Below are 19621 nucleotides of genomic sequence, written 5' to 3' on the forward strand. Positions count from 1 at the left end.
GTATGACTTGCTTAAAATTTAGATGCTCTTTCTAATCGATCGTTTATAGTTTTACCTATACCTCTAAAAGGAATTTTTTCTACAGCTATTGATTTATAGCCTAGATTTTTTATTTTTCGTAAGCAGGAGTATAAGTTTTTTGCAGCTTCATTTAAGTCATTTTTGGTACTTATATAAAAATAATTGTTTAATTTATTTTTTTTTTTTTTAATTAAAATAAATGCCTCATTATTTTTAGGTTTGAGTATATTCATTCTAAGTGGAATGCCGGGAGAATAATGTAGATGAGATTGGCCTGATGTAATTTTCTTTCTAGGATTGATGTTTATATCTATTTTACAGCCTAAGGTTTTTCGAATTTTTGAAATATCTAAACCACCTAATCTCAATATAGTGGGCTTATTTGTAAGATTGATTATAGTAGATTCAATACCAATAGCACACACACCACCATCTAAAATATATTTAATTTTATTACCAAATTCTTCTTTAACATCTTTTGCCTTAACTGAACTTACTTTTGTACTGATATTGGCACTAGGTGCTGCCAATGGATATTCTAGCTGTTTTAGTAAATTTTTAAATAGTACGTGCTTTGGAAATCTTACTGCCAAACTTTTTTTATTACCGGTAACATATTTAGAAATTTTAGAATCTTTCTTTAATTGCAATATATATGTTATTGGACCTGGAGAAAATTTTTTGTAAAGTTTAGTAAAATTATCATTTATAAAGCAATCTCTTTTAAGAGAATCAATATCGTGATAATGGACAATTAGAGGGTTATTTTTTGGTCTTTTTTTTAAATTAAAAATTTTTTTTACTGCTGAATCCTTATATGCATTGGCTGCTAAACCATAAACAGTTTCAGTAGGTACGCCAATACAGTAATTTTTATTAAGGTATTTCTTTGCTTTTTTAATATTTGATTGATTAAATTTCATGTATTAATAATTATTATTATATGAAAGATAAAAATTTACCACCTGATAATGACACACAGTCTCTTGAGGAGCTAACAAAAGAAGCAAATAACATTATTGAATCTTTAGAAGCAGAAAAAGATTTACAGAATTCAATTGATTCTTATCAAGAGTTATTAAAATTAAATAATATTATTGAAAAAAAATTTCATAAAACCACAAAAATAATTAATGAAAAAACAAAGAAAAAAATTAACAATATAACCTCAAAAAAAAATGATAAATAAACTTGTTAGAATAGCAAAAGATACCAATTTATTTTTAAAAAAATTTATTAAGGAACAGAAAAGAACAGAATTAGTCACAGCCATGGAGTATAGCTTATTTCCAGGAGGTAAAAAAATTAGATCAAAAGTTTTATTAGATATAGGAGCAATATTTAAAATTGAATATAAAATATTAATTATTATAGGTGCTGCAGTAGAGTGTATTCATGCTTATTCACTCATTCATGATGATTTGCCCTGCATGGATAATGACAAGTTAAGAAGAGGAAAACCCTCTACTCATATTAAATTTGGAGAGTCTACAGCAGTGCTTGCGGGCAACTCACTTTTAACAATGGCTTTTGAAATTTTAACTAGTTCAAATTTAAAGATTAATGAAAAAATCAAGGTAGACCTAGTTAGAAAATTATCTCAGTCTTCTGGGCATTTAGGAATTGCTGGGGGTCAATATTTAGATCTAAGTTTTGAAAAGAAAAAGATTTCAAAAAATAAAATTATAGATATGGAAATAAAAAAAACAGGAAAATTATTCAGTTTTTGTTGTGCTGCACCAGTCATTATTAAAAAGAAAAACAATAAAGACATAAAGTTTTTTGAAAATATTGGTGCCAATATTGGTCTTTTATTTCAAATAGCAGATGATCTTATTGATTTTAAAGGCTCTTCTAAAGTTGCAGGAAAAATAACTGGAAAAGATAAGAAAAAAGGTAAAGCTACTTTAATCAGTTTACTAGGATACCAAAATGCTATTAAGTATAGTGATAAAATCAAATTTAAAATAATTAAAGATTTAAAGAAATATAGCTCTAACTCTAGTAATTTAAATGAAACTTTAGATTATATTTTGACAAGAAATAAATGACACAAGAATATAAATTTTTAAAAGACATTAATTTCCCTTCTGATTTAAGAAAATTATCCGAAAATAATCTTCAAGAATTATCTAATGAAGTTAGAATAGAAATGATTAATGCTGTTTCTGAAACAGGAGGGCATCTAGGTGCTGGATTAGGAGTCGTTGAATTAACAGTCGCACTACATTATGTGTTTGATACACCTAATGACAAATTAATTTGGGATGTAGGTCATCAAACTTATCCACATAAAATTCTGACAGGTAGGAAATCTAAAATTAAAACTTTAAGACAAGGTAATGGTCTGTCTGGATTTACTAAAAGATCCGAAAGTGAATATGATCCTTTTGGTGCCGCACACAGCTCAACATCTATATCTTCGGCATTAGGAATAGCTGAAGCAAATAAGTTATCTAATAAATCAAACAATGTAATTGCAATTATTGGAGATGGAGCAATTAGTGCGGGTATGGCCTATGAAGCCATGAATAATGCGGGCGCTTCAAAAACAAAAATGATTGTTATTTTAAATGACAATGACATGTCTATTGCAAAACCAGTAGGGGCTATGAGAACTTATTTAGCAAAACTTTTAACAGGAAAAATTTATTTTAATTTAAGAGAAACATTTAAATTAATTACTGCAGCTTTTTCTAAAAGATTTAGTACAAACGCTGGAAAAGCTGAAGATTTTTTACGTTCAGCTGTAACGGGTGGCACTCTTTTTAATTCTTTAGGATTTTATTATGTTGGACCAATTGATGGACACGATTTGACAACTCTTCTACCAATTTTAAAAAATGCAAGAGACTCAAAATACCAAGGTCCGATTATGATTCATATTAAAACTAAAAAAGGAAAAGGTTATTCATATGCTGAAAAAGCAACCGATCATTACCATGGTGTATCACAATTTGATGTTGTAACTGGAGAACAGGTAAAAAGTGGAACTAATCTACCAGCTTATACAAAAGTTTTTGCAAATACTTTGGTTAAACATGCTGAAAGAGATAGTAAAATTCTAGGTGTTACAGCTGCAATGCCAGGTGGAACGGGAATGGATATTTTTGGTAAAGAATTTCCAAAAAGAATGTTCGATGTTGGGATTGCTGAACAGCATGGAGTTACTTTTGCCGCAGGATTAGCAACCGAAGGTTACAAGCCCTATGTGGCAATTTATTCGACCTTTCTACAAAGAGCGTACGACCAAGTGGTTCACGATGTGGCCATTCAAAGTTTACCTGTCAGATTTATAATTGATAGAGCAGGCTTGGTAGGTGCTGATGGATCAACTCATGCTGGTTCATTTGATATTACTTATCTTTCTACACTTCCTAATTTTATAGTTATGGCTCCTAGTGATGAGTCTGAGCTAGTTAAAATGATTAATACTTCGATGGATATTAACGACAAACCCAGCGCTATTAGATATCCAAGAGGAACTGGAGTTGGATTGGAATTGCCATCTATAGATGAAAAAATAGAAATAGGAAAAGGAAGGGTTATTCAAGAGGGAAAACAAGTTTGCATTTTGAGTATAGGAACTAGATTGGAAGAATGTAAAATTGCAGCTGAAGAATTAAAAAATAAAGGAATTAACTCAACAATAATTGATGCACGGTTTGTTAAACCTTTGGATCAAGAGCTTATTTTAAAGTGTGCTAGAGAACATGAGGTAATGATTACTGTAGAAGAGGGATCTATAGGAGGTTTTGGCTCTCATGTTGAAAATTTATTATCAGAAAAAGGCATATTTGATAAAGGTTTGAAATTTAGATCTATGACATTGCCTGACACTTTTATAGAACAAGATAATCCTAAAAAAATGTACGATACTGCCGGCCTTAATGCGTCTCAAATTTCAAAAAAAATACTAGATATCTTATTTACAAAAGAGTCGATTAAAGTAGTTAAAAATTAAATTTAAAATATTAGCTGCACTGAGCTTTATTCATTAAGTAATGATCTAATAGAACACAATTCATCATTGCCTCACCAACGGGTACCGCACGTATTCCAACACAAGGGTCATGCCTACCTTTAACTGAGATAGTGGTATTTTTTCCAAATTTATCTATAGTTTTTCTAGTTGTTAAAATAGAGGAGGTTGCTTTAACAGCAAATGAAACAATAATTTCTTGTCCTGTTGAAATTCCACCAAGAATTCCACCTGCATTATTAGAATTAAATTTTATTTTTTTACTTTTTTGTGAAATTTCATCTGAGTTTTGTTCACCACTTAATTGTGCAGAATTCATTCCTGAGCCAATATTAACACCTTTAACAGCATTGATACTCATCATTGCAGAAGCAATATCCATATCTAGTTTAGAATAAATAGGAGCACCTAAGCCAACAGGAATACCTTTGGCTCTTACTTCAATCACTGCACCACAAGAGGATCCTGATTTTCTTATATCTAACAAATATTTTTCCCAAAGTTTGACCATGTTTTTATCTGGGCAAAAAAAAGGATTTTTATTAATTGTTAAATCACTCCATTTAGTGATATCGCATCCTAATATTCCTAATTGAGTAACAGCACCAACCACTTTAAATTTTTTACCTAATTTGTTTTCTAAAACTTTTTTCGCAATCGCACCTGCTGCAACTCTTGAAGCTGTTTCTCTTGCAGAAGATCTGCCACCCCCACGATAATCTCTTATTCCATATTTCTTAAAATAGGTAAAATCAGCATGTCCTGGTCTAAATTTGTCTTTGATATTTCCATAATCTTTTGATCGCATGTCTTGATTATAAATGATTAAAGAAATGGGTGTTCCAGTTGTTTTACCTTCAAACACTCCTGATAAAATCTGAACCTTGTCGTCTTCTTTTCTCTGCGTAGTAAATTTTGACTGCCCTGGTTTTCTTTTGTTAAGCTCTACCTGAATATCTTGTTCTTTTAGGTTTATATTGGGTGGGCAGCCATCAACAATGCACCCTATAGCAGGACCATGAGATTCTCCCCAAGTTGTGAAACGAAATTGCTTTCCAAAAGTATTAAATGACATTATCTATATTATATAGATTATTTTGTTAAAATTATGAATCAAAAAAACTCATTAGGCCTTAATAACTGCTTTTTAGATAAGAATGATCCATTAGACTTATTTGAAGTTTGGATGAATGAAGCAAAAAAGACAGAACCAAACGATCCAAATGCAGTAGCGCTAGGAACTTCCGATCATAATAACTCTCCATCAATCAGGATGGTTTTATTAAAGGACTTTAATAAAGATGGATTTGTTTTTTATACCAATTTAAATAGTCAAAAAGGAAATGAATTAAAGAAGAATCCAAAAACAGCAATGTGCTTTCATTGGAAAAGCCTCTTAAGGCAAGTACGAATTAATGGGGCAGTGAAACAAGTTTCAAACGAAGTTGCTGATGAGTATTACAATACTAGAGGTTACGAAAGTAGGATTGGTGCATGGGCATCTAAACAGAGCTCTATTTTAAATCATAGAGATGAACTTTTAAATTCAATAGAAGAATATAAGAAAAAATATGATAATCAAAATGAAGTTCCAAGACCTGATCATTGGTCAGGCTGGAATTTAATACCTACAAGTATAGAGTTTTGGTTAGATGGGGATAATAGAATTCATGAGAGACTTAAATATATTAAAGATGAAGCGGGTAATTGGACCAAGTCTTTATTGAGCCCTTAGAAGTTTCTTTCTAGACTAAAGGAAGTAAGATTTTCTAAATTTTTTTTTTCATCACTATCCTTGAATACTGTTAAAGAATTTGACGCAAGATTAATGAAGTGTTCAGCTTTTTTGTAACATTCTTTAATTATATTATATTTTTTAATAAGCATTAAAGTAAAATTTAGATCTTCATCTGACCTAGCATCTTGTTTAAAAATATTTTTTAATTTTTCTTTTTCTATAGAGATTGTATTTTGAAATAATAAAATTACAGGTAAGGTAATTTTACCTTCAAAGAAATCTTTACCAATCTTTTTTCCAAAAACTTTTAGGTCAGAATTATAATCCAAAGTATCGTCAGCAATTTGAAATGTTAATCCTAAGTTTTTTCCATAAAATTCAAGTGCTTCTTTTTCTTTTATTTCTTTATTAGATAAAATAGCTCCAACTTTTGTCGCTGCAGAAAAAAGTTCAGCTGTTTTAGCTGTTATAATTTTAAAATAAGTTTCTTCTAACATGTCAACTTCACCTTTATGCTGTAGTTGTAATACTTCTCCTTGAGCGATCTTTGATGATGTTGAGGATAAAAGTTTTAGAACTTCTAAATTTCCATCATCTACCATCATTTCAAAACATCTACTTAGAAGATAATCTCCAACTAATACAGAAGAGTGATTTCCCCAAATTGAGTTTAATGTTTTTTTTCCTCTTCTTATATTCCCAAGATCAATGACATCATCATGCATTAAGGTTGCGCCGTGTATCATTTCTACACACGCTGCTAAATTGATATCCCGTCCGCCTTTTGAATATCCACATAATTTAGCAGACCCAAGTGTTAATAGGGCTCTTAATCTTTTGCCACCGGTTTCTACGTGGTAGTCAGTCATTTTTTGAACTAAATCAACCTCACTCAAAAGTTTTGATTTAATCTTTTCCTCAACTAAAAATAATTTTTCATCTACTGAATCTTTTAGTTGGAAATAAGAATTATTTATTTGGTTTCTAAGCTGAACTACTGTTCCCATAAAAATTAAGTTAGTATAATTATGTTATATTTATTACTTATCAATTGACGCACCTAAAACTTCAACTATAAGTAGGCTTTATATTATATCAAAAATTCTATAAGGATTAACAATGTTCTCTTTTTTCAAAAAGAAAAAAATAATAGCCCATATCAAGCTAAATGGTGTGATAGGCAATGCTGGAAAGTTTAAACAAGGTATAGATTTTGCAGGACAAGAGGAGGTCATAGAAAAAGCTTTTTCTTTAAAAAAGGCAAAAGCAGTAGCAATTACTATAAATTCCCCCGGTGGATCGCCTGTACAATCTCACTTAATTTATAAATTTATTAGAGCTCAAGCCAAAAAAAATAAAATGAAAGTCATAGTATTTGCTGAAGATGTTGCCGCCTCTGGTGGATATTTAATAGCTTGTGCAGGTGATGAAATATATGCAAATTCTAGCTCAATTATTGGTTCTATAGGAGTTATCTACTCATCTTTTGGATTTACAGAGTTAATAAAAAAGATTGGTGTTGAAAGAAGAGTGCATACAGCTGGAAAAAATAAAAGTTCACTGGATCCATTCCAAGAAGAAAAACCAGAGGATATTGAAAGACTTAAAAGCATTCAATTAGATCTTCATAAAGATTTTATTCAAGTAGTAGAAGAAAGTAGAGGCTCTAAGCTTAATAAAAATGAAGTTGAATTATTTTCTGGTGAGTTTTGGGCAGGAAGCAAAGCTAAAGAGTTGGGACTAGTAGATGGATTGGGTAATGCAAATGAAGTTTTGAAAGAAAAATTTGGTGAAGATGTTGTTGTTAAAAAATTTGAAAAATCTAAAGGCTGGTTAAGTAAAAAGCTCTCATCTTCAAGTAATCAAATAGATCAACTGGCTAATATTTTAGAAGAAAGATCTATCTGGCAAAGATATGGCTTCTAAAGAAAAAATTACAAAACCTAAATTTCAATCATTTCAAGATACTATTTTGAATCTTCAAAAATATTGGGGTAAACAGGGTTGTGTTATTCTACAGCCATACGATATGGAAGTTGGAGCTGGAACTTTTCATCCCGCCACAACCTTAAGATCATTGGGCCCTAAACCGTGGAAGGCAGCCTATGTTCAACCTTCAAGAAGACCTACGGATGGAAGGTATGGAGAAAATCCAAATAGATTACAGCATTATTATCAATTTCAAGTTTTAATAAAACCTTCGCCCGACAATATCAAAAAACTTTATTTAAATAGCTTGGCTGTTATTGGTATTAATCATAAAGAACATGACATTAGATTTGTTGAAGATGATTGGGAAAGCCCAACCTTAGGTGCTGCAGGACTTGGTTGGGAAGTTTGGTGTGATGGAATGGAAATTACTCAATTTACATACTTTCAACAAATGGCAGGAATTGAATGTAAGCCAGTTTCAGTTGAAATTACTTATGGTCTTGAAAGAATTTGTATGTTCACTCAACAAAAAAAAAATGTTTATGATCTACTATGGAATGATGAAGATATAAAATATGGAGATGTATTTCTTCAAGCTGAAAAGGAGTTTTCAGCATATAATTTTGAACATGCCAATACAGACAGTCTATTTAAAATGTTTGATATGCTTGAACTTGAAGCTAAATCATTAGTGGATAAAAAAATTTCACTACCAGCATATGATCAGTGTTTAAAAGCAAGCCATGTATTTAATATTTTGGACGCAAGAGGTGCTGTAAGTGTTGCTCAAAGAGCAGGATACATAGGACGTATTAGAGATATTACAAAAGCAGTTGCTGAAAGTTGGTTGAGAAGTCAAACAGATTAATGTCAGAATTTTTTTTAGAACTGTTTAGTGAAGAGATACCAGCTGGTTTACAGCAAAATTCACGTAGAACTTTATTAGAAAGTTTTCAAAAGTTATTTGAAGAAAAACAGATTTCATTTAAGAAAAGTTCATCTTTTTCAACACCAAATCGTCTTATAATTTTATTTGAGGGTTTATCTAAAGAAATAATACAAAAAGCCGAAGAAATAAAAGGGCCAAATATTAACGCTCCAGAAAAAGCAGTAGAGGGTTTTTTAAGATCAAATCAAATAGATAAAAAAGACTTAATTAAAAAAAAGATAGAAAAAGGAGAATTTTACTTTTTTAAAAAACCTTCAAATAAAATAAATACAATTGATTTGCTTGAAGAGTATACGCCTTTAATACTTGATAAATTACAATGGAAAAAATCAATGAAGTGGGGAAACTATAACCTTAACTGGGCGAGACCATTAAAATCTATTCTAGCTGTTTTTGATGATAAAAGTTTAGGTTTTAAATTTCATCATTTAATATGCTCCAACAAGACATTTACAGATAAAGAGTTTGAAGATAAAAAAAAAATATTTAAAACTTTTAAAAATTATAAAGATTTTTTTAATGAATCAGGCATAATTATAGACCATGTGCCAAGAAAAGCATTTATTGTTAAAGAAATTGAAAAAATATCTAAAAAAAATAATTTTATTATTGAGCCTAACAACAAACTTTTAAATGAAGTTACAGATATAGTGGAACAACCAAATGTTTTAGTGTGTAAATTTGATCAAAAATTTTTGAATATTCCAAAAGAAATTTTAATAATTACAATGCAACATCATCAAAAATATTTTCCAACTTTTGATAAAAAAGACAAAATCACCAATGAATTTTTAGTAGTAGCAAATAATAAAGATACAAAAGGGTATATAAAATTAGGTAATGAAAGAGTTGTGGAAGCAAGATTAAGTGATGCACAATTCTTTTGGGAAAAAAATAAATCTCAAAATTTAGTTAAACAAGTGTCAAAACTAAAAACTGTAAACTACTTTAAAGGTCTTGGATCTTATTTTGATAAGATTCAAAGAATGAGAAAGCTTGGAGGAATGATCTCTGATGAGTTATTAATTAGCAAAGATCAAGTCGAACTATCAGCATCAATTTGTAAAGTAGATCTAATTTCTGATATCGTTGGAGAATTTCCAGAACTTCAAGGAATTATGGGTGGATATTTTGCAGTGGAGCAAGGTTTTGATAAAGAAATAGCACTAGCAGTAAGCGAACATTATCTACCAACAGGTCTTGATAGCAAAACTCCAAAAAAACCATTCAGTATTGCTTTAGCTTTAACCGACAAGATTGATACTTTAGTAGGGTTCTTTGGAATTGATCAAAAACCAACAAGCTCAAAAGATCCTTATGCACTAAGAAGATCAGCATTAGGAGTTATAAAATTATTAATTGATAATAATAAAGAATTTAAAATTAAAGATCTTATTAGCTACTCAACCTCCCTACACAGAGACCAAGGCTTTGAGCTATCAAATGATTCATCTCAAAAAGAATTAGCAGAGTTTTTAATGGACAGATTAAAATATTATATGAAAGAAAAAAAAATTAGAGCAGACATTACTGAAGCAAGCATAAACTCATATGGAATAGACAATATGAATAAAATATATAAAAAAGCCCTAACTTTAAATAACTTAATAAAAAATGAAATTGGTGAAGATATAATGACAAGCTATAAAAGAGCATCAAGTATACTAGAAAGTGAATTAAAAAATAACGATCTTGGATTATCAAATACAACTGATCCTGGTATTTTTAAAAATGATTACGAGAAAAATTTATTAAAAAAGATTAATGAATTAAGGAAATATTTTATAAATATAAATAAAGATGAAAATTATGTGGAATCGCTAACGAATTTAGCAGGGGCCAAAAAAGTGATTTTTGATTTTTTTGACAATGTAAAAGTTAATGATGAAGACAAAAGTATCAAAAAAAACAGATTGGAACTTTTGCAAATGTTATGTAGAACCTTTGATAATTACATAAACTTTTCAAATATTGAGACCAAATAGTGAATAAATTAATTTTAAATTTTAAATCTAAAGACTCAAAAAAAATTAAGAATCCTAAAAATTTTTTGGGTGGAAAAGGTGCCAATCTTTCTGAAATGGGAAGAATAGGTTTACCTGTTCCTCCAGGATTTACTATCTCAACTAAAGTATGTGAATTATTTTATAAAGATAAGAAAAAATTAAATTCACAAATAGTAAGTGCTATAAAAAAAGAATTAAAAACTATTGAAAAAGAAGTTGGAAAAAAATTTGGTGATTTAAAAAACCCATTGTTATTATCTGTTAGATCTGGTGCTAGAGTTTCTATGCCTGGTATGATGGATACAATTTTAAACTTGGGTCTGAATGATAAAACTGTAATCGCACTATCAAATAAAACTTCTAATATGAGATTTGCGAAAGATAGCTATAGAAGATTTATCCAAATGTATGGAAATGTTGTAATGGGAGTTGAGGGCTATCATTTTGAAGAGCTAATAGAAAATTACAAATTAACCAAAGGTGTTCTTTTAGATACAGATTTAGATGCAGATGATTGGGAAGGTTTAATAAATGACTTTAAAAAGGTTGTTAAAGATAAAACGAAAAAAGAATTTCCGCAAAATGTGTACGATCAATTACTTGGTGCAATTAGTTCGGTATTTTTATCTTGGGAGAGTAATAGAGCAAAAGTTTATAGAAAATTAAATCAGATTCCTGCTGAATGGGGAACTGCAGTTAATGTTCAATCTATGGTATTTGGTAATATGGGGGGTGATTGCGCAACTGGAGTTGTCTTTACAAGAAATCCATCTGATGGAGTTAATGAAGTTTATGGAGAATACTTAATTAATGCACAAGGAGAAGACGTTGTTGCTGGAACAAGAACTCCTCAATATATAACAAAAAAAGCACGAAAAGATGCAAAGGCAAAAGAAGCTTCTATGGAAGAATCTATGCCAAAAGTATTTAAACAATTAGACAAAATTCTAAAAGTTTTAGAAAAACATTACAAGGATATGCAGGATGTAGAGTTCACTGTTGAGAATAATAAATTATGGATGTTACAAACAAGATCTGGCAAAAGAACCTCAAAATCTGCAGTTAGAATTGCAGTGGACATGGTTAAAGAAAAATTAATTTCAAAAAAAGAAGCGGTAATGAGAATAGATCCAGCCTCTTTAGACACTTTATTACACCCAACATTAGATGAAAAAAGCTTGGTAAATGTTATCGCGAATGGACTGCCAGCTTCACCTGGGGCTGCAAGCGGCAAGGTTGTTTTTTCATCAGAAGAAGCAGAGAGATTGAATGATGTCATGCAAGATACTATTTTGGTTAGAATTGAGACATCTCCAGAAGACATTCATGGAATGCATGCGGCTAAAGGAATTTTAACTGCAAGGGGTGGAATGACTAGCCATGCAGCAGTGGTTGCAAGAGGAATGGGAAGACCATGTGTATCTGGCTCTAGTGAAATTGATATTAATTATGAAGCTAAAACTTTTAAAACATCATCTATTGAAATTAAAGAAGGTGATATCATTACAATTGATGGTTCAACGGGAAGAATTATTTTAGGAGAAGTGCAAACAGTTAAACCTGAGATATCTGGAGATTTTTCAAAACTAATGAGTTGGGCTGATGGATTTAGAAAATTAAAAGTAAGAACTAATTCTGAAACACCACTGGACACAAAAACAGCAAGAGACTTTGGAGCAGAAGGTATTGGTCTTTGTAGAACAGAGCATATGTTTTTTGATGAAGAAAGAATTTTATCAGTTAGAGAAATGATTTTATCAAAAACAAAAGAAGATAGAAATAAGGCCTTAGAAAAGCTTTTACCACATCAAAAAAAAGATTTTATTGAAATATTTAAGATTATGAATGGCTTACCTGTTACGGTTAGATTATTAGATCCACCATTACATGAATTTCTTCCTAAAACTGAAAAAGAAATTAATGATGTTGCAAAAGTTGTAGGTCTACCATTAAAAGAAATCGAATCTAGAATTAATGAATTACATGAACAAAACCCAATGCTAGGTCATAGAGGTTGTAGACTGGGAATTTCATTTCCAGAAATTTATGAAATGCAGTGTAGGGCAATCTTTGAAGCTTTATCTGAACTTAAGATAAAAAAAATTAAATCAGCATTTCCAGAAATAATGATTCCATTAGTATCAACAGAGGCTGAAATTAGAATAATGAAGGACTTAGTAGTTAGAGTTGCAAAAGAAGTTCAAAAAGAAAAAAAAGTTAAAGTTGACTATTTAGTTGGAACTATGATTGAGTTACCAAGAGCCGCTATTAAAGCTGATGATATAGCAAAACATGCGGAGTTTTTTAGTTTTGGTACTAATGATTTAACCCAAACAACATTTGGGCTAAGTAGAGATGATAGTGGTAAATTTTTAAATGACTATCTTGAGAATAAAATTTTTTCTATAGATCCGTTTATTTCAATTGATGATGGAGTAGGTGATTTAATAGAAATTGCAGTTGAAAAAGGACGAAGACAAAACAAAAAAATTAAACTTGGAATTTGTGGAGAGCATGGTGGTGATCCTAAAAGTATTCACTTTTGTGCAAATGCAGGTTTAGATTATATTTCTTGCTCACCTTATAGAGTTCCGATTGCAAGATTAGCTGCAGCTCAAGCTGAATTATTAAAAAAAAACTAAATTTCTAATTTAAAATCAACAGCTGTCACACTATGAGTTATGCTGCCAATAGAAATTCTATCAACACCTGTTGCTGCAATTTTTTTAACAGATTTTAAATTTACATTGCCAGAAGCTTCAGTTTCGTAGTATTTTTTAGCCATTTTAATACCAACTTCCAGGGTTTTGATGCTCATGTTATCAAACAAGACTGTATTAAACTTTAAACCTACTATTTGCTTGAGCTGATTTAAAGTATCAACCTCTACTGTGATTTTTCTTCCTTTTTTATTTTTGATCGCAAGAGACACTAAAGTTTTAATATCAGAGCTTGCAATGTGATTATCTTTTACAAGAAATTCATCACTTAAGTTAAATCTATGGTTTGTACCACCACCTAGCTTAACAGCATATTTTTGTATTACCCTTAAGGTTGGAATAGTTTTTCTAGTACAGCAAATTTTACATTTTTTATTAACCAATTTAACAAATTGATTAGTTTTAGTAGCAATTCCAGAGATATGACTCATAAAATTTAAAGCAACTCTTTCACCAATTAGAATATTTTCAGCCTTACCTTCTATTATTGCAATTAGTTCATTTTTTTTTACTAGTGAACCTTCTTTTTTTTTAACAATAAATCTAATCTTACTATCTATTAATTTAAATGTTTGTTTTGCAAATTCTAATCCAGCTATCACAGCTTGTTGGTTAGAAATTAATTTAACTTTTATTATCTTATTATTCTTAACTAAGTTTGAAGTGATATCGCCAGAAGGGTACAGATCTTCATTTAAAGCAAGCTTTACAACATTCTTGATATAATAATTGCTTAGTTTAATTTGAGACACTTTTATTATCTGCCGATCGCAACCATTTTTTCAACAGGAATTCTTGCTTTTTCTATTGTCTCTTTATCCATTATGATTTCACCAGTTTCATTTTCTAGGCAATCTAAAATTTTTGGTAATGTAATTTTTTTCATATGAGGACAAAGGTTACACGGTCTAATAAATTCTACATTTGGGTTTTCTACTTGAATATTATCACTCATTGAACATTCAGTAACCATCATAACTTTTTTAGGTTGATTGTCCTTAACATATTTAATCATCCCACCAGTTGATCCAGCAAAGTCACTTGCTTTAATTACGTCAGGTGGACATTCTGGATGAGCTATTATTTTAATACCAGGATTTTTTGCTCTAATATCATGTATTTCTTTTTCAGTGAACTGGTCATGAACCATACAAATACCTTTCCAGGCGATAATTTCAACTTCAGTTTGAGAAGCAACATATTTTGCTAAGTAATCATCAGGTAAAAAAATAACTTTCTTAACACCAAGAGATTCTACAATTTTAACTGCATTTGCAGATGTGCAACAAATATCTGTTTCAGCTTTCACATCCGCGGAAGTATTTACATATGAGACAACAGGAACACCTGGATATTTTTCCTTTAATAATCTTACATCTTTACCTGTGATTGATGATGATAAAGAACAACCAGCAGTCATATCAGGAAGTAAAACTTTTTTTTCAGGACTCATTAACTTGGATGTTTCTGCCATGAAGTGAACTCCTGCCATTACAATAATATCAGCCTCAGTTTTTGAAGCCTCAATTGCAAGAGCTAACGAGTCTGCTGCAACATCTGCAATACCATGATAAATTTCTGGAGTTTGATAATTATGAGCAAGTATAATTGCATTTTTTTCTTTTTTTAATTGATTAATTCTATGAATATAAGGAGCATGAACTGACCACTCAATCTCAGGCATAACCTTTGAGATCTTTTGATAAATAGGATCGGTTGCTATTCTTACTTCTGGTGTAAATTCCATGTCAAAACTTATCAATTAGGTTAATACTTGTCATTCCTTATTATGCCACACTACTATATCCAATTTGGCATTTTTATTCTTAAAATTGCATTTTCACTTTTTAATTCAATGTCTTTTTTAAAGTTTTCATCTAGATATTTGATTAATGCAAAAGGATACTCATCATTAATTAATACTTTACCTACTTCAATATCATTAGCATAAATTGAAGCACCCTCAGTTAATTTTCCACTGATTAATTGTATGGCTAATAATCTTTTAGAAAGTTTATTCTTTAGTTTTATTCTGGCTGTATTTTCTTGACCAACATAGCAGCCCTTTTGAAAATCTATTCCATTTAGCTCCTCAAAATTACACTCAATCCCAAATAATTTATTTTGTAATTTATTCATTTCTTTTTGAGCAATTCCTAAATCATGACTTAATTTATAATATTCATCAATTGGGGAGTCTTTTAGCTCTAATTTTTTTAAAGATAGGTAAAGTTTTTCTAAATTAATAATAAGTCTTGCACCTAGATCTTTATTTCTTGGGTCTAGTAAAATAGGGTCTTCTCTATATTTTATAGTATAACCAGGATGATCCTTGGCACCCTCAAACTTCAAAAACTTTTCATAATTAAAGGCTGCAATTACAAATTCATTGCTTAAGTTCATAATGTCAACATCCGATCTAAGCTTATAAACATTAAGTTGTTTAAAAAGAGCCTCTGTTTGAGATTTTTCACAATCTATGAAGTAACCAGCTTTATGTTTTGCAATAATAAAAGCAAATAGAAATTTTCCTTGAGGGGTTAATAGTGATGCAAAACAACTACTTTCTTCATTAACCTTATTAATGTCGTTACTAATTAGGTTTTGTAGAAATTCTTTAGCATCAGCTCCATTTATATAGAGAATCCCTCTATCTTCTAAAATATATACATTTTGAGTATTCATAATTGATTGATGCACAAATATAATATAATTACTTTTTTCATAAATGTTAGATCTAATAATTAAAAACGGTTCATGCTACATAGACAAAGATCTTAATGATCAAGATATAGCAATCAAAGATGGTAAAATCACAGAAATTGGTAAAATTAATAATGAAGCTAAAGAAATTTTTGATGCTAAGGGGTTAATTATTTTACCAGGATGTATTGATACCCAAACTCATTTTAGGGAACCTGGTTCAACTGATACAGAAGATCTTCATTCAGGAAGTAGAGCGGCAATTGTTGGAGGAATAACGAGTGTTTTTGAGATGCCAAATACTAATCCACCAACTTCTAATAAAGTAGAATTTCAAAAGAAATTAGATCTCGCAAAAAATAGGATGTATTGCAACTATGCATTTTATTTTGGAGCAACAGCTGATAACGCAAGTGAGTTAGCAGATTTGGTAAATTTAGAGGGTTGTTGTGGAATTAAACTGTTTGCTGGATCGTCAACTGGAAACCTTTTAGTTGCTGAGGAAGAAGATATTGAAAAAGTATTTAAAAGCAGCTCAAAAGTTGTTGCAGTACATTCTGAGGATGAAGCAATTTTAAATATTAATAAAAAATTGATTAAAGAAGGAGATGTTCATTCACACCCAATTTGGAGAAGTGCCGAATGTGCAATCTCATCTACTAGAAGAATAGTTAGAATTGCTGAGCGATATAAGAAAAAAGCTCATATTCTTCATATTACCACGAAAGAAGAGATTGACTTTTTATCACAACACAAAGGCAACATAACATTTGAGATTACTCCACAACATTTAACAATCTACGCTCCAGACTGTTATGACAAACTTGGAACTTATGCTCAAATGAATCCACCTTTAAGAGACAAGTCCCACCATGATAGACTGTGGTATGGAGTAAAAAATAATCTTAATGATACAATTGGTTCTGATCATGCTCCACACTTAAAAGAGAATAAAGAAAAAAATTATCCAAATTCACCATCTGGAATGCCAGGTGTTCAAACACTTTTACCAGTTATGTTAAACCATGTTAATGATGGAAAATTAAGTTTAGAACAATTAATGAATTCTATATGTGAAAATCCAGTAAAAATTTTTGGGATACAAGATAAAGGTTTTATTAAAGAGGGTTTTGATGCTGATTTCACAATCGTAGATATGAATAAAAAAATTACAATTAAAAATGAAAATATTGAAAGTAAATGCGGTTGGTCACCTTTTGATGGATATGAATTTAAAGGCACACCAGTATCAACAATCATTAATGGTCAAATTAAAATGAGGGATGGCAAAATTTTAGGTGATCCTGAGGGTAAGCCATTAAAATTTTAAATAGTTTTTACTGAAAAGCTATTTACAAGCACAACTCCAAAAACAATAAAGAATAATCCTAACACAGCCTGCCAAGACAATGATTGTTTAAAGAAGATATATCCTAATATTGCGACTGTAAACACTCCAAGACCACTCCATGTTGCATAAACAATTGCGATTGGAATTTTATCAACAACAAAGGTTATAAGATAAAAAGATAACAAATAAAAAACTGCAAGAGTGGTGGTTGGGATAATTTTTGTAAAATTTTGTGAAACAGGCAATAACATTGTTCCACCTACTTCAAAAAAAATTGCAACTATTAAAATTAGATATGTTTTAATCACTATTTAAGAATATTATGCTTAAGTAAGTCTTCTTTTATCTCAGTTAAGATAGCAGGATCATCAATAGTTGCTGGTACCTTATACTCTTCATTATCAGCAATTTTTCTAATAGTTCCTCTTAATATCTTGCCAGATCTAGTTTTTGGTAATCTTTTAATAACAATTACAATTTTAAATGCAGCAACTGGTCCAATAGTATCTCTAACCATTTTTACGCATTCTTTTGAAATAGTTTCGTTATCTTTCTCAACACCTGTCTTAAGAACTATGAGGCCTATTGGTAATTGTCCTTTTAATTTATCAGCAACTCCTAGTACAGCACACTCAGCAACTGATTGATGATCTGATAAAACCTCTTCTATAGCACCTGTTGATAGCCTATGGCCTGCAACATTAATAATATCATCTGTTCTAGACATAATCCAAATGTATCCATCCTCATCAATGTGACCAGCATCATAGGTTTCATAGTAACCTTCGTAATTAGTCATATAATTATCTTTGTATCTTTTATCTGCATTCCATAATGTTGGAAAAGTTCCAGGAGGCAAAGGTAGTCTTACAACAATATCTCCCATTTCATTTGGTTTAGCTAATGTTTGATCTGGCTTCATTATCTGAACATCATAACCAGGAACTGCTTTACAGGCTGAGCCATATTTTGTTTTCATCATTTCTATACCGGTACAATTAGAACTAATTGCCCAGCTAGTTTCAGTTTGCCACCAGTGATCAATTACAGGAACTTTTAATAAATTTTCAGCCCATTTGATAGTATCTGGGTCCGCTCTTTCTCCTGCTAAAAATAAAGATTCAAATTTACTTAAATCATATTTGGAGAAAAATTTACCTTCAGGGTCTTCTTTCTTAATAGCTCTAAATGCAGTTGGAGCCGTAAAAAGAGATTTGACTTTATAGTCAGAAATTATTTTCCAAAACGCGCCAGCATCGGGAGTACCGATGGGCTTGCCTTCAAATAAAACGGTAGTACATCCTTTAAATAAAGGAGCGTAGACAATATAAGAGTGACCAACAATCCAACCAATATCACTCGCTGACCACCAGACATCATCAGCATCAATATTATAGATATTTTTCATTGTCCATTTTAGAGCAACTATGTGACCACCAATATCTCTAACTATTCCTTTGGGAATGCCTGTGGTGCCTGATGTGTATAAGATATAAGCAAGATCATTTGAATTCATCTCCACACAATCTACCTCTTGAGCATTAGAGAGTGCCTCATCCCAACTTACTTCTTTTGGAGCATTTATTTTTGCTTCATTCTCAGATCTTTGAAAAAGAATTAATTTTTCTATTTTATGAGAGGCAATTTTTATTGCCTCATCTACTAAAGGTTTGTATTCAATAGTTTTTCCTGGCTCAAAGCCACAAGAAGCAGTAACTAATATTTTTGCTTTACTATCATCAATTCGGCTTGCTAACTCACTTGATGCAAAGCCACCAAATACTACAGAGTGAATTGCCCCAATCCTTCCACAAGCTAACATAGCAATTACTGCCTCAGGGATCATGGGCATGTAAATTATGACCCGGTCTCCTTTATTAACCCCTTGATTTCTTAAGGCTCCAGCAAATTTTGAAACTTTTTTTTTTAATTCACTATAGGTAAATTGTTTTTTACTACCTGTAATGGGGCTATCGTAGATTAAAGCTAATTTTTCACCTCTACCCTCATCGATATGAAGGTCTAAAGCATTATAACAAGTGTTGGTAACACCATCTTCAAACCATTTATAAAAGGGTGGATTAGATTTATTTAAAATTTTAGTGGGTTTTTTAAACCAAAAAATATCATTAGACACTTCCTGCCAAAAACTTTCAGGGTTTTTTATAGAATTTTGATAAATTTCATTAAATTTATTACTCATTTCATTTGATTCTAAA

17 protein-coding genes are annotated in these 19621 nt (G+C 30.6%); 9 read left to right on the forward strand and 8 right to left on the reverse strand.

Annotated features, from left to right (window positions below; genetic code table 11):
• Nucleotides 1-11 precede the first annotated feature (11 nt).
• Nucleotides 12-944: an L-threonylcarbamoyladenylate synthase gene (locus ABXT65_RS01080; protein ID WP_415323655.1), complete on the reverse strand. Its 933-nt coding sequence runs from the start codon at nt 942-944 to the stop codon at nt 12-14.
• Nucleotides 945-964: 20 nt separating this feature from the next.
• Between ABXT65_RS01080 and ABXT65_RS01085 the strand changes: the two genes are divergently transcribed.
• The 3 genes from ABXT65_RS01085 to dxs are packed head-to-tail and all read left to right on the forward strand — an operon-like array spanning nt 965 to nt 3985.
• A complete protein-coding gene (locus ABXT65_RS01085) occupies nt 965-1210 on the forward strand; it encodes an exonuclease VII small subunit (RefSeq protein WP_415323656.1) in 246 nt (81 codons plus the stop codon).
• Complete coding sequence (locus ABXT65_RS01090; protein WP_415323657.1) at nt 1200-2072, forward strand: polyprenyl synthetase family protein; 873 nt, start codon at nt 1200-1202, stop codon at nt 2070-2072. The genes ABXT65_RS01085 and ABXT65_RS01090 overlap by 11 nt, the downstream gene beginning before the upstream one ends.
• The gene (gene dxs / locus ABXT65_RS01095) at nt 2069-3985 is read left to right on the forward strand and encodes a 1-deoxy-D-xylulose-5-phosphate synthase (RefSeq protein WP_415323658.1); all 1917 of its coding nucleotides are present in this window, start codon (nt 2069-2071) and stop codon (nt 3983-3985) included. Before ABXT65_RS01090 ends, dxs begins: the two co-directional genes overlap by 4 nt.
• 10 nt (nt 3986-3995) lie before the next feature.
• Here dxs and aroC read toward each other — a convergent pair whose 3' ends face one another.
• The gene (aroC, locus tag ABXT65_RS01100; protein WP_415323659.1) at nt 3996-5078 is read right to left on the reverse strand and encodes a chorismate synthase; all 1083 of its coding nucleotides are present in this window, start codon (nt 5076-5078) and stop codon (nt 3996-3998) included.
• A gap of 33 nt (nt 5079-5111) precedes the next feature.
• Between aroC and pdxH the strand changes: the two genes are divergently transcribed.
• Nucleotides 5112-5738 carry a pyridoxamine 5'-phosphate oxidase gene (pdxH, locus tag ABXT65_RS01105; protein WP_415323660.1) on the forward strand — a complete coding sequence of 209 codons (627 nt, stop codon included), beginning with the start codon at nt 5112-5114 and terminating at the stop codon, nt 5736-5738.
• Here pdxH and ABXT65_RS01110 read toward each other — a convergent pair.
• Complete coding sequence (locus ABXT65_RS01110) at nt 5735-6748, reverse strand: polyprenyl synthetase family protein (RefSeq protein WP_415323661.1); 1014 nt, start codon at nt 6746-6748, stop codon at nt 5735-5737. The two genes, pdxH and ABXT65_RS01110, sit on opposite strands and share 4 nt — an antisense overlap.
• 112 nt (nt 6749-6860) lie before the next feature.
• Between ABXT65_RS01110 and ABXT65_RS01115 the strand changes: the two genes are divergently transcribed.
• Genes ABXT65_RS01115 through ppdK form a run of 4 tightly spaced genes read left to right on the forward strand, consistent with a single transcriptional unit; the run spans nt 6861 to nt 13270 of the window.
• Nucleotides 6861-7667 (forward strand): S49 family peptidase, encoded by an 807-nt coding sequence (locus ABXT65_RS01115; RefSeq protein ID WP_415323662.1) that lies wholly within the window; start codon nt 6861-6863, stop codon nt 7665-7667.
• Nucleotides 7657-8541 (forward strand): glycine--tRNA ligase subunit alpha, encoded by an 885-nt coding sequence (locus ABXT65_RS01120; RefSeq protein WP_415323663.1) that lies wholly within the window; start codon nt 7657-7659, stop codon nt 8539-8541. The genes ABXT65_RS01115 and ABXT65_RS01120 overlap by 11 nt, the downstream gene beginning before the upstream one ends.
• Nucleotides 8541-10607, forward strand: coding sequence for a glycine--tRNA ligase subunit beta (gene glyS / locus ABXT65_RS01125; protein WP_415323664.1), 2067 nt, complete (start codon nt 8541-8543; stop codon nt 10605-10607). The genes ABXT65_RS01120 and glyS overlap by 1 nt, the downstream gene beginning before the upstream one ends.
• A complete protein-coding gene (gene ppdK, locus ABXT65_RS01130) occupies nt 10607-13270 on the forward strand; it encodes a pyruvate, phosphate dikinase (RefSeq protein WP_415323665.1) in 2664 nt (887 codons plus the stop codon). Before glyS ends, ppdK begins: the two co-directional genes overlap by 1 nt.
• Here the strand turns inward: ppdK and nadC are convergent.
• The 3 genes from nadC to ABXT65_RS01145 are packed head-to-tail and all read right to left on the reverse strand — an operon-like array spanning nt 13267 to nt 16048.
• Nucleotides 13267-14100 carry a carboxylating nicotinate-nucleotide diphosphorylase gene (gene nadC, locus ABXT65_RS01135; RefSeq protein ID WP_415323666.1) on the reverse strand — a complete coding sequence of 278 codons (834 nt, stop codon included), beginning with the start codon at nt 14098-14100 and terminating at the stop codon, nt 13267-13269. The genes ppdK and nadC overlap by 4 nt on opposite strands.
• A gap of 5 nt (nt 14101-14105) precedes the next feature.
• Entirely contained in the window at nt 14106-15095 is a 990-nt protein-coding gene (nadA, locus tag ABXT65_RS01140) for a quinolinate synthase NadA (protein ID WP_415323667.1), read from the reverse strand.
• Nucleotides 15096-15148: 53 nt separating this feature from the next.
• Complete coding sequence (locus ABXT65_RS01145) at nt 15149-16048, reverse strand: YgfZ/GcvT domain-containing protein (protein WP_415323668.1); 900 nt, start codon at nt 16046-16048, stop codon at nt 15149-15151.
• Nucleotides 16049-16076: 28 nt separating this feature from the next.
• Between ABXT65_RS01145 and ABXT65_RS01150 the strand changes: the two genes are divergently transcribed.
• Entirely contained in the window at nt 16077-17381 is a 1305-nt protein-coding gene (locus tag ABXT65_RS01150) for a dihydroorotase (RefSeq protein ID WP_415323669.1), read from the forward strand.
• On the opposite strand, the gene ABXT65_RS01155 is transcribed toward ABXT65_RS01150, so the two are convergent.
• Both ABXT65_RS01155 and ABXT65_RS01160 read right to left on the reverse strand, forming a co-directional pair.
• Entirely contained in the window at nt 17378-17710 is a 333-nt protein-coding gene (locus ABXT65_RS01155; protein WP_415323670.1) for a DMT family transporter, read from the reverse strand. The genes ABXT65_RS01150 and ABXT65_RS01155 overlap by 4 nt on opposite strands.
• On the reverse strand, nt 17710-19605 hold the full coding sequence (locus ABXT65_RS01160) for a propionyl-CoA synthetase (protein ID WP_415323671.1): 1896 nt from the start codon (nt 19603-19605) through the stop codon (nt 17710-17712). The genes ABXT65_RS01155 and ABXT65_RS01160 overlap by 1 nt, the downstream gene beginning before the upstream one ends.
• Between the last annotated feature and the right edge of the window lie 16 nt (nt 19606-19621).

Source organism: Candidatus Pelagibacter sp. Uisw_127 (assembly GCF_047722515.1).
Lineage (GTDB): Bacteria > Pseudomonadota > Alphaproteobacteria > Pelagibacterales > Pelagibacteraceae > Pelagibacter.

Coding starts and splice junctions, on each gene's coding strand:
- ABXT65_RS01080 (WP_415323655.1), bottom strand. CDS start 944: ATGAAATTTAATCAATCAAATATTAAAAAAGCAAAGAAATACCTTAAT.
- ABXT65_RS01085 (WP_415323656.1), top strand. CDS start 965: ATGAAAGATAAAAATTTACCACCTGATAATGACACACAGTCTCTTGAG.
- ABXT65_RS01090 (WP_415323657.1), top strand. CDS start 1,200: ATGATAAATAAACTTGTTAGAATAGCAAAAGATACCAATTTATTTTTA.
- dxs (WP_415323658.1), top strand. CDS start 2,069: ATGACACAAGAATATAAATTTTTAAAAGACATTAATTTCCCTTCTGAT.
- aroC (WP_415323659.1), bottom strand. CDS start 5,078: ATGTCATTTAATACTTTTGGAAAGCAATTTCGTTTCACAACTTGGGGA.
- pdxH (WP_415323660.1), top strand. CDS start 5,112: ATGAATCAAAAAAACTCATTAGGCCTTAATAACTGCTTTTTAGATAAG.
- ABXT65_RS01110 (WP_415323661.1), bottom strand. CDS start 6,748: ATGGGAACAGTAGTTCAGCTTAGAAACCAAATAAATAATTCTTATTTC.
- ABXT65_RS01115 (WP_415323662.1), top strand. CDS start 6,861: ATGTTCTCTTTTTTCAAAAAGAAAAAAATAATAGCCCATATCAAGCTA.
- ABXT65_RS01120 (WP_415323663.1), top strand. CDS start 7,657: ATGGCTTCTAAAGAAAAAATTACAAAACCTAAATTTCAATCATTTCAA.
- glyS (WP_415323664.1), top strand. CDS start 8,541: ATGTCAGAATTTTTTTTAGAACTGTTTAGTGAAGAGATACCAGCTGGT.
- nadA (WP_415323667.1), bottom strand. CDS start 15,095: ATGGAATTTACACCAGAAGTAAGAATAGCAACCGATCCTATTTATCAA.
- ABXT65_RS01150 (WP_415323669.1), top strand. CDS start 16,077: ATGTTAGATCTAATAATTAAAAACGGTTCATGCTACATAGACAAAGAT.
- ABXT65_RS01160 (WP_415323671.1), bottom strand. CDS start 19,605: ATGAGTAATAAATTTAATGAAATTTATCAAAATTCTATAAAAAACCCT.